At 61.0% G+C, this 13,768-nt stretch carries 14 protein-coding genes; 7 read left to right on the forward strand and 7 right to left on the reverse strand.

All coding sequences use genetic code 11. The annotated features are described in order from the left end of the window. Position 1 precedes the first annotated feature (1 nt). Positions 2-1,036, reverse strand: a complete 1,035-nt coding sequence (locus tag ACUXVH_RS21045; RefSeq protein WP_011062564.1) for a patatin-like phospholipase family protein — start codon at positions 1,034-1,036, stop codon at positions 2-4. Positions 1,037-1,255: 219 nt separating this feature from the next. Between ACUXVH_RS21045 and ACUXVH_RS21050 the strand changes: the two genes are divergently transcribed. The 3 genes from ACUXVH_RS21050 to ACUXVH_RS21060 all read left to right on the forward strand — a co-directional run bounded on the left by ACUXVH_RS21050 (position 1,256) and on the right by ACUXVH_RS21060 (position 3,352). Beyond that, on the forward strand, positions 1,256-1,534 hold the full coding sequence (locus ACUXVH_RS21050) for a hypothetical protein (RefSeq protein ID WP_011062563.1): 279 nt from the start codon (positions 1,256-1,258) through the stop codon (positions 1,532-1,534). A 143-nt stretch (positions 1,535-1,677) separates the two neighbouring features. Beyond that, entirely contained in the window at positions 1,678-2,445 is a 768-nt protein-coding gene (locus ACUXVH_RS21055; RefSeq protein WP_065365467.1) for a CHAD domain-containing protein, read from the forward strand. A gap of 109 nt (positions 2,446-2,554) precedes the next feature. Continuing rightward, complete coding sequence (locus ACUXVH_RS21060; RefSeq protein ID WP_011062561.1) at positions 2,555-3,352, forward strand: acyl-CoA thioesterase; 798 nt, start codon at positions 2,555-2,557, stop codon at positions 3,350-3,352. Between the two features lie 4 nt (positions 3,353-3,356). Here the strand turns inward: ACUXVH_RS21060 and ACUXVH_RS21065 are convergent, their stop codons facing one another. From ACUXVH_RS21065 to ACUXVH_RS21075, 3 genes are all read right to left on the reverse strand, one after another. After that, positions 3,357-3,719, reverse strand: coding sequence for a terminase (locus tag ACUXVH_RS21065; RefSeq protein ID WP_026019949.1), 363 nt, complete (start codon positions 3,717-3,719; stop codon positions 3,357-3,359). Between the two features lie 119 nt (positions 3,720-3,838). Continuing rightward, positions 3,839-5,320 carry a methyl-accepting chemotaxis protein gene (locus tag ACUXVH_RS21070; protein WP_065365468.1) on the reverse strand — a complete coding sequence of 494 codons (1,482 nt, stop codon included), beginning with the start codon at positions 5,318-5,320 and terminating at the stop codon, positions 3,839-3,841. 85 nt (positions 5,321-5,405) lie between these two features. Continuing rightward, complete coding sequence (locus tag ACUXVH_RS21075; RefSeq protein ID WP_065365469.1) at positions 5,406-6,212, reverse strand: TatD family hydrolase; 807 nt, start codon at positions 6,210-6,212, stop codon at positions 5,406-5,408. Positions 6,213-6,447: 235 nt separating this feature from the next. Between ACUXVH_RS21075 and ACUXVH_RS21080 the strand changes: the two genes are divergently transcribed. The 3 genes from ACUXVH_RS21080 (at position 6,448) to ACUXVH_RS21090 (ending at position 9,013) form a co-directional block, all read left to right on the forward strand. Next, positions 6,448-7,869, forward strand: a complete 1,422-nt coding sequence (locus tag ACUXVH_RS21080; protein WP_011062557.1) for an MltF family protein — start codon at positions 6,448-6,450, stop codon at positions 7,867-7,869. A gap of 103 nt (positions 7,870-7,972) precedes the next feature. Continuing rightward, positions 7,973-8,407 carry a DoxX family protein gene (locus tag ACUXVH_RS21085; protein ID WP_011062556.1) on the forward strand — a complete coding sequence of 145 codons (435 nt, stop codon included), beginning with the start codon at positions 7,973-7,975 and terminating at the stop codon, positions 8,405-8,407. Positions 8,408-8,692: 285 nt separating this feature from the next. Further along, entirely contained in the window at positions 8,693-9,013 is a 321-nt protein-coding gene (locus ACUXVH_RS21090) for a hypothetical protein (RefSeq protein ID WP_011062555.1), read from the forward strand. Between the two features lie 131 nt (positions 9,014-9,144). Here the strand turns inward: ACUXVH_RS21090 and ACUXVH_RS21095 are convergent, their stop codons facing one another. Continuing rightward, positions 9,145-9,774, reverse strand: coding sequence for a response regulator transcription factor (locus tag ACUXVH_RS21095; protein ID WP_011062554.1), 630 nt, complete (start codon positions 9,772-9,774; stop codon positions 9,145-9,147). Between the two features lie 292 nt (positions 9,775-10,066). Between ACUXVH_RS21095 and greB the strand changes: the two genes are divergently transcribed. Beyond that, positions 10,067-10,540: a transcription elongation factor GreB gene (gene greB, locus ACUXVH_RS21100; protein ID WP_065365470.1), complete on the forward strand. Its 474-nt coding sequence runs from the start codon at positions 10,067-10,069 to the stop codon at positions 10,538-10,540. Positions 10,541-10,573: 33 nt separating this feature from the next. On the opposite strand, the gene ACUXVH_RS21105 is transcribed toward greB, so the two are convergent. Continuing rightward, positions 10,574-13,078, reverse strand: coding sequence for an ABC transporter permease (locus ACUXVH_RS21105; RefSeq protein ID WP_065365471.1), 2,505 nt, complete (start codon positions 13,076-13,078; stop codon positions 10,574-10,576). After that, entirely contained in the window at positions 13,078-13,761 is a 684-nt protein-coding gene (locus ACUXVH_RS21110) for an ABC transporter ATP-binding protein (protein ID WP_011062551.1), read from the reverse strand. The genes ACUXVH_RS21105 and ACUXVH_RS21110 overlap by 1 nt, the downstream gene beginning before the upstream one ends. Positions 13,762-13,768 lie beyond the last annotated feature (7 nt).

The raw sequence follows: 13,768 nt of genomic DNA on the forward strand, positions 1-13,768 counted from the left end.
GCTACTGGTCCTGCTCGTAGCGGTCCAGGGTATCGCTGGCAATCTCACGGCCCAGGGCGATCAGCTCCGGCGCCTTGTAGAACTCGAAGAAGCGGCAGACGCGCTTGGGCACGTTGATCAGGATATCCGGCGGGTAACCGGCGATCTTGTACTGCGCCAGGGAGGTCTGCATGACCTCGAAGCTCTGGTTGACCAGGTCCAGCAATGACGCCGGGCCGACGTTGTCGATGATGAAGGAGCCGCTGGCGGATTTCGGCGCGCCGTCGGTTTGCGGCGCGGCGGCCGGTTGCTGGGCTTCCGGTTCGGCGCCCTCGACCCATGGATTGATCTCCGCGGCTTCGCTCTTGAAGGCTTCCTGCTCGAGCAGTAGCAGTTGTTCGGCCTGCTTGCGGCGAAACGGCAGGTGTGAGCCCAAGGAGTTGATCAGGCTGTCAAAGCGGCTCTTGAACGCGGGTGGGCGCTGGATCACCGGTAACTGGTAGTGGCGCTGGTTGGTGGAGTTGAGGTTCACCGCAATGATCAGGTCGCAGTGGCTGGAAACCACCGGAACGATGGGCAGCGGGTTGAGCAGGCCGCCGTCCACCAGCATGCGGTTGCCCTGCATGACCGGGGTGAACAGGCTGGGGATCGCGGCGGAAGCACGCATGGCCTGATGCAGGCAGCCTTCCTGGAACCAGATTTCCTGCTGGTTGGTCAGGTCGGTGGCGACGGCGGTATAGGGGATGCGCAGGTCTTCGATGTTCACTTCGCCGACGATCTTGCGGATCTGGCCGAAGACTTTCTCGCCGCGAATCGCCCCCAGCCGAAAGCTCACGTCCACCAGGCGCAGCACGTCGAGGTAGTCCAGGCTTTCGATCCATTCCCGGTACTCGGCGAGCTTACCTGCGGCGTAGATGCCGCCGACCACCGCGCCCATCGAGCAGCCGGCAATGCAGGCGATGTCATAACCGCGTTTTTCGATTTCCTCGATGACGCCGATATGGGCGTAACCGCGAGCGCCCCCCGACCCAAGGACCAATGCGACACGTTTGCTCATGATTCGTCCCTTCGACAAACAGGCTGCAACAATGCACCCATAGCGCCTCGTGGTTCAATTGCTGATGCGCTGCGGGGCCTGTGAGTTTTTTTCTAGGGCCGCCGGGGCCGCGAGGCTATGCTCCTGCAGCTATATTTTCCAAGGGGTGGGACTGGCACTTTTTCCTGCGGCCATCGTCTTAACCTGTACGACTGTTTTCCCTATCTTGAGGTGTCATCGATGAAAGCCTGGATCTGCCTGCCCCTGATTGCGTTGGTATTGACCGGTTGTGCAGGCAAGACTGCCTACCGTGACAGTTGCGGCACGCAGTTGGACGCTGCCTGGCACGAGCTGGACCTGGCCAAGGCCGAAGGTTTCGCTGGCACCGTGAGCTACTCCAAGGCGTTGTCGCTGCTGACCGGCGCCAAGACCCAGCAGCAGTTCGAAGCCTTCGAAGGCTGCACCAACAAGGCCGAGAAGGCGCGTTTCTACATTCGTGAATCCCGGGCCGGGCGCTGAGCCGCGACAACCGCTAAGCTGGTCCGACAATCATCACCGCGAACCTGAATGATCTGGCGCAATGCCTGTCGCCGGTTCGCGGTGCCATTCTTGGAACTGGATAAGCCGAAGTCAGGCTTTTGACTCGTGTTGGGGAAGCCTTGATGTCTGCCTTGGTTGATCGTTTGGTGGCTCAGGTTCTGGGCCTGGAAGTGAGTTTGCTGGCTTGTCAGGCCCGCTTGTCGGCCGCCACGGATGCCGAGGCCTTGCATGATCTGCGCATCAGCGTGCGACGCTTGCGCAGCCTGTTGCGCCCGTTGCGTGGCCTGCCCGGAGTGGAGCAACTGGAAGCCGCGGCCAGCGAAGTGGGGCGGGTGACCACGCCGATTCGTGATCGTGAAGTATTGGCGGCCTATCTGCATCAGCATGGCCAGCATGCTGCTGCCGACCGTCGTACCTCACAACTGTTGCATGAGTACTCGGCAGTGGCCACGGGGGCGGAATTGGCGCAGTTGTTTCTGGTGCTGGATGCCTTCCCCAGGTTCCTCCGGGCCTCTGAGCGCCAAGGTTTGCTGCGGGGCCTGCGCGGCAGTATCGAAAAACGCCTGGCCAAACAGTGGAAAGCCTTGGGCCAGGCGCTGCTGGACCCTGCCCACGACCGTCATCGCCTGCGTCTGCTGATCAAGCGGGTGCGTTACGCCGCCGATGCCTATCCCGAGTTGGATCGCTTGCCCTCCCAGGCGATGAAGCGCCTCAAGGCGGCTCAGAGCGCCCTGGGCGATTGGCATGATTGCTGGCAATGGCTGGCCCAGGCCGAGCAGCAACTGGATTTGCTGCCCTGTGTGGCGGTCTGGCGCAGAACCATGCTCAAGGCCGAGGCCCGCTCCGATCAGGTGTTGGAGCAACTGCATCGCGATTGCTTCAAGCGGTGAGGGCCAAAGGGCGGCTTATCTGTCCGCTGCTTTGGCCGGAATAATGGCTGTGTGGCTCTGCGACGCTGGTTAAGATCCCTCAGTCTATTTTTTGTCCCCCGAGGTTTTCATGCGTTTCTACGATTTGCTCGAAGCCGTTCGCGGCCAGCCCCAGGCGCTGACCATTCCGGCGGAATGGGCCCAGGGGCGCGCCAGTTTCGGTGGCCTGGTGGTTGCTCTGCAGTATGAAGCGATGCGGGCCAAGGTTGCGGCGGACCGCCCTGTGCGGTCGCTGGCGGTCACCTTTGTCGGCCCGGTGGCGCCAGATGTGCCGGTCAGTTTCGAGGTGGATGTGCTGCGCGAAGGCAAGGCCGTCAGCCAGGTACTGGGGCGGGTCATGCAGGAGGGGCAGGTGGTGACTCTGGTGCAGGGCAGTTTTGGCGCTTCCCGTGAATCGTCCGTCAGTGTGGCCGCCGAACCAGCGCCCGAAATGAAACACTGGGATGACTGCCAGGAGCTGCCTTATATCCAGGGCGTGACGCCGGAGTTCATGCGTCATCTGGCAATGCGCTGGAGCATCGGTGGCCTGCCATTCACTGGCAATCGCTCCCGCGATATGGGCGGTTGGGTGCGTTTGCGTGGGGATGTGAAGGAAGAGCCTGTCACCGAGGCGCATATCCTGGCGCTGGTGGATGCCTGGCCGCCGGCGCTGTTGCCGCACCTGACCAAGCCCGCTGCGGGCAGCACCCTGACCTGGACCATCGAGTTCGTCCAGCCGTTGCTGGAACTGAGCACTCTGGACTGGTGCAAGTACCGGGTGGAAATCGAACACGCGCGTGACGGCTACGGGCATGCGGCAGCGGCCTTGTGGAATGCTGAGGGCCAGTTGATCGCCCTGAGCCGCCAGACGGTGACCATCTTCGCCTGAGCCATCAGTGCCGGTGGCGCTGCAACCAGGCACGCCACCAGGCACCGCTCAGGACAAAGCGCGGAAAGGTCACGAACTGTTCCACCAGCAGCCGTTGCACGGCATCCTTGCGGTCACTGAAGGGCTCGGCGGCCTGGGCCTCCAGGCTGTGTCCGTGGCGCTGCAGGCCCAGGGCTGCGAGGATGCCGACCACACCGATGGCCAGGCTCAGGAAGCTCAAGGAAAACACGCCTGAAACAATCAGCAGAAAACCGATGATGAACAGCGGTACGGCAATCAGGTGCAATACCAGATTGGCAGGGTGCTGGTGATTCTGCGGGTAGACGCGCCATTGCCAGGCGGGAAGGTTTGGGTGACGTTTGCCCATGATGATCATCCTTAGTTCTTGAAGACTCATGAACCAAGGATAGGGGCCAGTTGGGATGGCGGCGAATCAAGGCTGGCTATCGGTCCGATAGCCAGTAGAGGGGGGTAGAGGCACTCGGATCAGAGTTTCAGCTGGCCTATGGCTTTGCTCAACTCACCGGCCAGGGTCGCCAGTTCACTGCTGGTGGTGGCCGAGGCAACGGTCTGTTGCACGGTGTTCTCGGTGACATCGCGAATGCTCACCACCGCCCGGTTCATTTCTTCCGCTACCTGGCTCTGCTGTTCCGCTGCAACAGCGATCTGCGTGTTGCTTTCGCGCATCTGGGCTACGGCGCCGGTGATTTCCGCCAGTGCCGCGCCGGCTTCCTGGGCCTGTTGCACGCAGTCATCGGCCTTGAACGAGCTTTCCTGCATGAAATCCACGGCATCCCGGGTGCCGGCCTGCAGGGCCGAGACCATGCTGGTGATCTCGTCGGTGGAGGTCTGTACACGCTTGGCCAGGTTGCGCACTTCATCTGCTACCACGGCAAAACCGCGGCCCATTTCCCCTGCTCGAGCGGCTTCGATGGCGGCATTGAGTGCCAGCAGGTTGGTCTGCTCGGCGATGCTGTGGATAACGTTGACCACGCCATTGATCTTCTGGCTGTCCTCGGCGAGCTTCTGAATCATCTCGGCGGTCTGCTGCACGCCATTGGAAAGCCCGGCGATGGATTTCTGCACCCGGCCCACCACTTCATGGCCGGTACCGGCCAGGGTGTCGGCGGTCTGCGACAGGTCCCGGGTGGCACCGGCATGCTGGGCGATGTGATAGACGGTAGCGGACATCTCGTTGATGGCCGTGGCGGCCTGATCGGTTTCGCTCTGCTGGCCGAGCATGCCGTGGCGTACATCGTTCATGCTCGAGGCCAGGCGTGCGGCGCCCTGGTCCAGCTGTCGGGCGGTATTGGCCACGGTATTGACTACCCGCTGGTATCCGGCCTGCATGGCATTGAACGCGCTGGCCATCTGACCCACCTCGTCCTTGCAGGACAGCGGCACGCGAGCAGACAGGTCGCCGGTCTTCTCCACGTGCAGCATGACGTCCTTGAGGGTGTTGAGTTGGCTGAGGAGAAAACGGATCAGCAACTGCGAGGCGCAGAGCATGGCGAACATCAGGATGAACACTGCGACGGCGTAATTGGTGAAACGATCGCTGAAGACCTGGGCCAGGCTCGGGGCGTAGGCCAGTACGGCGACCTGCTGGCCGTCGGCACGCTGGATCACGTCAGCGCCCAGTAGCGGGTTTTCACCGAACAGCGGCATCGGGTTGAGCTCGACCCAGCCGTTGGCGCCGTTGAGTTCGCTGAGAGTCTGCTCGTTGAGGCTGGGTGTCTGCCCCCGGGAGAAATACAGCAGGTGTTCGGCGCTGGGCAGCGCCTGTCCGACGGGCCAGGCGCCGAGCAGCTTCGCCTCGGCCTGGGCGGCAGCCTGGGCAGTCTGGCTGCGAGCCTGTTGCTCGAGTTGCACGGCGTACAGCACCAATAACAAGGTGGTGACGAAGGCGACTGCATTGACCGCCCAGAATTTGTACTTCAGCGAGATATTGCTAAGCCAGGCACCCATGGAAGGTCTTCTCTGATTGAGCGAAACAGTATTGGCAAGGTGCCATTATTGTGCCGCCATGATCTCGGAAAAATCTTGATGTGGGTCAAGCAATCTCTGGCAAGCGAAAAAACGCCCGAGAGCAGGCGGTACTGTGGCTTGCAAGCTCTTCCAGGGTTTCACCGCGGTGCAACGCAACTTCTCGTAAAACCTCGGTCAGATAGGCTGGTTCGTTACGACCATTTTTCGGCTTTGGCCGCAAGCTGCGGGGTAGCAGGTAGGGGGCATCGCTTTCCAGCATCAGGCGCCCGCGGGGGATGTCGCGTACCAGCGGGTGCAGGTGGGTGCCGCGGCGTTCGTCGCAGATCCAGCCTGTGATGCCGATGTGCAGGTCCAAATCGAGGTAGCTGAACAGGGCCTTTTGTTCACCGGTAAAGCAGTGGACTACAGCAGCCGGCAAGCGATCACGGAAATCCCGCAGGATGTCCAGCAAGCGCTGGTTGGCGTCACGTTCGTGGAGAAACACTGGCAACTGCAACTCGACAGCCAGGGCCAGGTGTTCTTCCAGGACTTTTTCCTGTTGCGGGCGGGGAGAGAAGTCCCGGTTGAAGTCCAGGCCGCATTCGCCCACGGCGCGTACCCGTGGCTCTCCAAGTAGAGCGCGCAAGCGTCGCGGGCTGTCGGCATTCCAGTTGCTGGCGCTGTGGGGATGCAGCCCGGCGGTGGCAAACAGTCTCTGCCCGTCGGCGTCCAGTTTCTGGCACAACTCCAGGGCCTGTTCACTGCCTTCGACGCTGGTTCCGGTGAGGACCAACTGGCACACCCCAGCCTCATAAGCACGATTGAGAACGGCTTGGTGTTTTTCGGCAAAACTGGGATTGGTCAGGTTGACGCCGATATCGATGAGTTGCATGGTGCTATCTCCGCCTGCGGCCGGAAAGCATATCAGAGCTGTAGATTTATAAGAAAAACCAAGAACTACAACGAGTTATAGCTGTCTTTTGCTGCCGGACCAGAGCAACGGCCACGTTCTTCAGCGCCATTGCACGGGTCTTTCGCAGCTTGCCAGCGCTCAAGGCGCTCTGTTTCTGGCAATCAATTCTTCAAAAAGCGACGAAGGGTTGAACAGTATTCTTTGCGGAGAACGGATGACCCGATCCTCGATATTGCTCGCGCTGTGCCTGTCATTGCTGCTGCCCTTGCCGGCGCTGGCGCGCTTGCCCGGGCCACTGGAAGCACACGCCACGGGAAAAGTGCGCGACCTGGCGGAAATCCGCAGCAGCCGGGTACTCCGGGTGCTGGTCAATCAGAGCCGCAATAGCTCCGGAGAAGTCCAAGGCCAGGCCATAGGTGTCGAGTACCACCGCCTGCGCTCGTTCGAGCAGTACCTCAATGGCCATGCTCGCGACGGCCAGGAAATCAGCCTGAAGATCATTCCCAAAGCCAAGGATCAATTGCTGGGTGCATTGCAGCGGGGCGAGGGCGACCTGGTGGCGCCTGGTGAGCTGCTGGAAGCCCAGCCCGGAAATGCGGTCAGCTCCAGCGACCCGATCGTCAGTAATGTTCCCCTGCTGCTGGTCGGGATCAAGGGTGAGCGCCGTTATACACGGATCGAACAGCTGTCCGGCAAGACCCTGACCCTGACTACCGGTAGTGCGGCGGGGGACGCGGTCAGCCAGATCAATCAGAAGCTGGCCCTGCACAAGCTGGCGCCGATCAAGGTGGAGTGGGTCGACCCCAGCCTGGCGGTGGAGGATGTGCTGGAAATGGTCCAGGGCGGCATTTTCCACCTGACGGTTGTCGAGCAGCCGATTGCCGAACGCTGGAGCAAGATCCTGCCCAAATTGCGTTTGGACAGGCAGTTGAAGATCAGTGAGCCGGGTGAAGAACACTGGTTTGTCCGGCGCGATGCGTCGATGCTGCGGGCGAGTATCGACCGCTTCCTCAAGACCTATAAGGCGCCGGCGGATCAGGATGTGGCGTTCCTGCGTATCTACCGACGCCAGTATCAGGTGCACTATCCCCTGGCGCGGGCCGACCGTCAGCGTCTGGAAAAACTGCGTCCGGTTTTGCAGAAGCATGCCGGCGAGCAGGGCATGGACTGGCTGAACCTGGCGGCGCTGGCGTTCAAGGAGTCAGCGTTGCAACCCCCTTCCAGAAGCGGCAGCGGCCCTACCGGGCTGATGCAGATCACGCCTTCGGCAGCGCAGCGGGTCGGGGTCAACAATATTCAGTCCGTAGATAGCAACGTGCAGGCAGGCGCCAAGTACCTGGCGATGATTCGCCGTAAATTTTTTGCCAGCCCCAAACTCAATGAGCGCGAGCGCATGGCATTTGTGCTGGCGGCCTACAACATGGGGCCGGAGCGGGTGCAGGGTATGCGCAGTGAAGCCCGGCGGCGGGGGCTCAACCCCAACCAGTGGTTCTTCCAGGTGGAGCGCATCGCCATGGAGCAAGTGGGCATGGGGGCCGTCAGCTATGTTAATAGCGTCAACAAATACTATCTGGCCTTTGATCGTGAACGAGACTCCCTGGAGCCTCCGGAGCGAAAAGTTGCGTCACGTAAATAATCTAAAAAATCGATTATTAGCTTGGGTAATTTCCGCTTTTAACATGATTAAAACTGATTAGTATGGCGACCAACTTTCCTACCTTCACACAGGACTACACAGCATGAGCACACTGACCAACAAGCTACTGGGCACTCGCGCGGGCTACGGCTTGACCGTACTGCGGATCTTCGTCGGCATCATCTTCGTGGCTCACGGCTCGCAGAAACTCTTTGGCTGGTTTGGTGGTGGCGGTCTGGCGGGAACGGCGCAGTGGATGGAGAGTATCGGCCTGGCTCCCGGCTATTTGATGGCGTTGTTATCGGGGGGCACCGAATTCTTTGCCGGTCTGGCATTGATCATTGGCCTGCTGGCGCGTCCCGCTGCATTGGGCCTGTCGTTTACCTTGCTGGTGGCGATTTTCTCGGTGCATATCAGCCATGGCCTGTTCATGGCCAACAACGGTTATGAGTTCGCTCTTGCACTGCTTGGCGGCACTGTCGCAGTTCTGATTGAGGGGGCCGGCAAGCTGTCTCTGGATGCGGCAATCGCCAAGTAAGTCGATGCGCGGGCGGTGTTCCAGAGGCTCTGGATCAGCCGTCGGCAAAGTTATCCCAGGCCTGCGAATGCAGGCCTTTTTCGTTGCTGACAAATCTTGACACTGACCTGTCGGCTTCTCTAGGATGCTGCTCATGCGCCGATTTAAACAGCTACTTGCGGGGCGCCAGGTGAGTCGAAAGATCACTGATAGAAGCTATAGTCAGGCTTCGAAATACCGCTAAAGCGCTGGTTCGGTGTTGCCTCTCACCTGCCCGGCAGAAATCTGAGGCAGAGACACAATACGATGAATGCACCACGCCCCCTTGTACGTCTTGCGCCGATCACGGCGAGTCTTTCCCAGCGCAATCCGAAAATCCTCCTGGGTGGCAAGCACCAGCCCACACTATTGCGTTATCTCGACGGTTGGCCACGACGTTCCCCGGGCCCAGCGGCGTTTCTGATTCAATTTGTCGAAGAAGGTGAGTCCCTGGCACGCTTTGCCAGCGACAGCTTCGATCTGGCGGTCATTCCGGCACCCAGTGCTGCGGATGCTGCTGAAGTCATCAAGCAACTGACCCGCGTCGCTCGCCAGGGGTTGATCATCCGCCGCCAGTTCAGCAGTTGACCCGCCGGTAGTGCATCACGGCTGCTGAACTGCGCCTTGTACAGATCGGAATTCCATTGAACAGAAACCGACTGGAACGTCTTCAGTCGTGGCGGTTGTCCGTCATTTGGTGGCGATTAATGGCTTGATGATCAAACAACGGCATTGCGTTTGGCCAATTCGGCCAAGGCCACCAGGTTGGAAACATTGAAACGCTTGAGTAACCGCACTTTGTAGGTGCTGACGGTCTTGTGACTGATCAACAGCGCATCGGCAATCTGCTGGTTGTTCAGACCGGTAGCCAGCAGTTTCAGCACTGTTATTTCGCGGTCGGTCAGGCGGGAAATCAACACACTCTCCTGGTTGGCGGCGTTGGTGTTCTGCTGCAGGATATTAATGGTGTCTTCCGGAAAGTAGCTGTACCCGGAAAGGATGGCCTTTACCGCATTGGCCAATTCGTGAAGGTTCTCGGTCTTGCACAGAAAGCCTGCGGCTCCGGCTTGCAGGCAGCGCAGGGCGAAGTTTTTCGAATCACTTGAGGTCAGCACCAGGGTCTTGACGTGCAGCCCGGCGGACTTGATGTGCGCGATGACCGAGAAACCATCCAGGTTGGGGATGCCCAGGTCGAGGATCAGCAGGTCCGGCAGGTGTTTGCGCACCAGTTGCACGGCATCGGCACCGTTGTCGGCTTCGGCGACGATATTGTGATGATGAGGATCCAGTACCGACCTGATGGCCAGTCTGATCAGTGGATGGTCATCGACGATAATGATGTTGCCCATGTGGTACTTTCCCTTTGTTTTTGAGGTGTTGGTAGTTATTGGCTAGCTCTGTGGGGAATGGGTATCAAGCAGTGTGGCGTGCCGATTGCCGACGCTCTTGTCGAACCTATGCCCTGGGCCGTACGGCTCGGCTGTTTGGCCCTATGATTGGCTGACCTCTCTGAAATCTAAATCGGACAAATCTGATAGTGATGTCCATAGATCGGTGGCAGATGCCGCTCATGACGTGCCGGCTTTGTCGGCTCATACAACTAATGCGCAGCATGCATAAGGCTGGAGGCTGATTAGCCAATTGAGTACCAAGCTCATCACACAGGATGGTTACGACGCTCTGAAACAAGAGCTGGACTATTTATGGCGGGAGAAGCGCCCGGATATCACGCAGAAGGTCACCTGGGCGGCCTCGCTGGGCGATCGCAGCGAGAATGCGGACTATCAGTACAACAAGAAGCTTCTGCGGGAAATCGATCGTCGGGTGCGCTACATACGCAAGCGCCTGGAAGACATGAAGGTGGTTTCCTACGCGCCGGAACAGGAGGGACGGGTGTTCTTTGGTGCTTGGGTCGAAGTCGAAAACGAGGTGGCCGAGATCAAGCGCTTTCGTATCGTCGGTTACGACGAGATCTACCTGCGCAAGGACTACATCTCCATCGATTCGCCCATGGCCAGGGCGTTACTGAAGAAGGAAGTGGGTGACGAGGCCGTTGTCCACACCCCGGCAGGTGAAACCTGCTGGTGGATCAACCAGATCGATTATGTGAAGTAGGCTCGCCGACCTGGGCAGGCGAGCCTTGGGCTTTCAACCTTCGCGCAATACATTCAGCGGGCTGGCGTTCAATGCTCGACGGGTACCGAAAACTCCCGCCCCGCCTATCAGCAGCGCCCCCACCAGAGGCAACAGTAACAGCCATGGATGCGGGTGCCAGGGCAGATCGAAAGCGAACCGGTAGAGCACCAGGCTGACCAGTTCGCACCCCAGTGTCGCCAGCAGGCCGCTGACTGCGCCCAGCAGGCCGAACTCGATCCGCCTGGCTTTCACCAGCAGTTGCCGCTCGGCCCCGAGGGCACGCAGCAGTGCCCCCTGGCGAATGCGTTCGTCCAGGGTGGCCTGGAGCCCGGAAAACAGCACTGCCATTCCTGCCGCCAGGACAAACAGCAACACATACTCCACCGCCAGGGTGACCTGGGCCAGGATGCTGCGCAGTTGTTCCAGCAGGGCTTCGACCTGAAGGATGGTCACTGCCGGGAAGGCACGGGACAGCTCGACAATCTGCTGATCGTGCCCAGGGCTCAGGTAGAAGCTGGTCAAGTAGGTGGCGGGCAGATCCTTCAAGGTGCCCGGTTGGAAGATCATGAAGAAGTTCGGCTGGAAGTTGTCCCAGTTGATGCTGCGCAGGCTGGTGACCCGGGCCTCCCGGTTGGCGCCGGCGACCGTGAAGGTCAGGTGATCACCCAGCTTAAGCTTCAGGCTCTGCGCCACCTTGGCCTCGACCGAGACGCCGGGCAACCCGTCATCCGGCTGGGCTGACCACCAACTGCCCTCGGTAATGCTGTTGCCGCTGGGCAGATCGGCGGCCCAGGTCAGGCTCAGATCGCGTTGTATGGCCCGATCACCGCTGGAATCCTTGCTGACGATCTCCCTTACCGGCTCGCCATTGATGCTCACCAGGCGCCCCGGAACCACGGGGTACAAGGGCGCCGAAGGGGCGGAGAGCTGCACCAGGCGCTCGCTGAAGGCCTGTTTTTCCGCCGGCAGAATGTTCAGTGCGAAGTAGTTGGGGGCATTTTTCGGCAATTGGTTTTGCCAGGTGTCCAGCAGTTCGCCCCGCAGCAGGGCAATCAGCGCCATGGACAACAGAATCAGGCCGAAAGCCAGGGATTGCCCGGCCGCAGCCAGAGGGTGACGCAGCAACTGGCCCAGGCCCAGGCGCCAGGGCAGGGCGGCGCGGGCCAGCAGGCGCCGCAGGCTTTGCAACAGCAACAACAACAAGCCACCCAATACCAGTGCCGCCAGCAGGCCACCGCCCAGCAGGGCGAAGGTCAGCACCAGGTCCAGGCTCAAGCGCCACATGATCAGGCCCAGGGCCAACAGAGCGGCGCCGTAGATCATCCAGGTGCTGGAGGGGATTGGCAGCAGGTCGCGCCGCAGTACGCGCAAAGGCGGCACCCGTCCCAGCGCAGCCAGGGGCGGCAAGGCGAATCCGGCCAGGGCCACCAGCCCGGTACCGATGCCGGCGATGGCGGGTAGCAATCCCCCGGGTGGTACGTCGTTGGGCAGCAGGTCATGTAGCAGGTAAAACAGGCCGAGCTGGGCCAGCCATCCCAGCAACGCCCCACTGAGGCTGGCCAGCAGACCCAGAACGCCCAGCTGTACGCTGAACAGCAGCATGGTTTCCCGGCGTGAGAGGCCCAGGCAGCGAAGCAGGGCACTGGCATCAAAGCGTCGCGCGGCGAAGCGATTGGCCGACAAGGCTACTGCAACCCCTGACAGCAGCACCGCTACCAGGCTGGCCATGTTCAGATAACGTTCGGCCTTGCCCAGGGCTCCACCGATCTGCTGGTTGCCATCGCGAGCATCCTGCAGCCGCTGGTTGGCGGCCAGCGCCGGCTTGATCTGTTGACGATAGGCCTCAAGCGCCGGAGCCGGTCCGCGCCACAGTTCCTTGAAGCTGACCCGGCTGCCAGGCTGGACCACGCCGGTGGCTTGCAGATCTTGCAGGTTGATCAGGACCCGGGGCGTCAGGCTGTAGAAGTTGCCGGCCCGGTCAGGCTCGTAGGTCAGTACCCTGGCCAGGCGCAAGGTTTTCATGCCGACGTCGATGCTGTCGCCGATCTTGAGGTCCAGCGCAGTCAGCAAGCGCGGTTCGACCCAGGCGTCTCCGGGCGCGGGACCGCCCCCGGGCTCCTCGACCCCATAGGGGGCTGCGGCACTCTTGAGCTGCCCCCTCAGGGGGTAGGCTTCGTCGACGGCCTTGATGCTGGAGAGCTGGATCGCATTGTCGGTGGCAATGACGCTGGAGAACTCGACTATCCGCGCATGATCCAGCCCCAGTTTCAGGCCGCTGTCGAGCTGTTCCGGGCGTGCTGGGGAGCTGCCTTCCAGCAGCAGATCGGCGCCGAGGAACTCGGTGGCGCGTAACAGCATGGCGCCGTTCAAGCGTGCACCGAAGTAGCCGATGGCCGTGCTGGCCGCAACCGCTACCAGCAAGGCGAAGAACAGTACCCGCAACTCTCCGGCACGGGCATCGCGCAATAGTTGGCGGACAGCGAGGCTGAACAGGCGCGGCAGCGGCAGACGTGCCATCAGGGCTCCAGAGGGGCGACCAGCAGGCCCGCTTCAAGACGGATCAGGCGCCGGCAACGATGGGCCAGGCGTTCATCATGGGTCACCAGCACCAGGGTGGTGCCGCTTTCCTTGTTGAGTTCGAACAGCAGGTCACTGATGCGTTCACCGGTATGGCTGTCGAGGTTGCCGGTGGGTTCATCGGCAAACAGCACATCGGGTTCGGCAGCGAAGGCCCGGGCAATGGCAACCCGCTGTTGTTCACCACCGGAAAGCTGGCGTGGCGAGTGGCTAAGGCGCTGGCCAAGGCCAACCCGCTGCAGCAGTTCGGTGGCCCGCTCGCGGGCATCGCGACGGCCGTCGAGCTCCAGGGGCAGCATGACGTTTTCCAGGGCATTGAGGCTGTCGAGCAATTGGAAGGACTGAAAGACAAACCCTACATGCTCGGCCCGGATACGGGCCCGCTGATCCTCGTCCAGCTGGCTCAGAGCCTGGCCGGCGAGGGTGACTTCGCCGCTGCTGGGCAGGTCGAGCCCCGCCAGCAAGCCAAGCAGGGTCGATTTGCCGGAGCCGGAGGCGCCGACGATGGCCAGGCTGTCGCCCTGGTTCAGCTCGAGGCTGAGTTCATGCAGGATGGTCAGTTCACCTTCCGCGCTGGGAACCACTTTGCTAAGGTTCCGCGCAGTGAGAATGCTTGCGCCCATGGAGAAT

It is taken from the genome of Pseudomonas sp. 8(2025) (assembly GCF_052665325.1).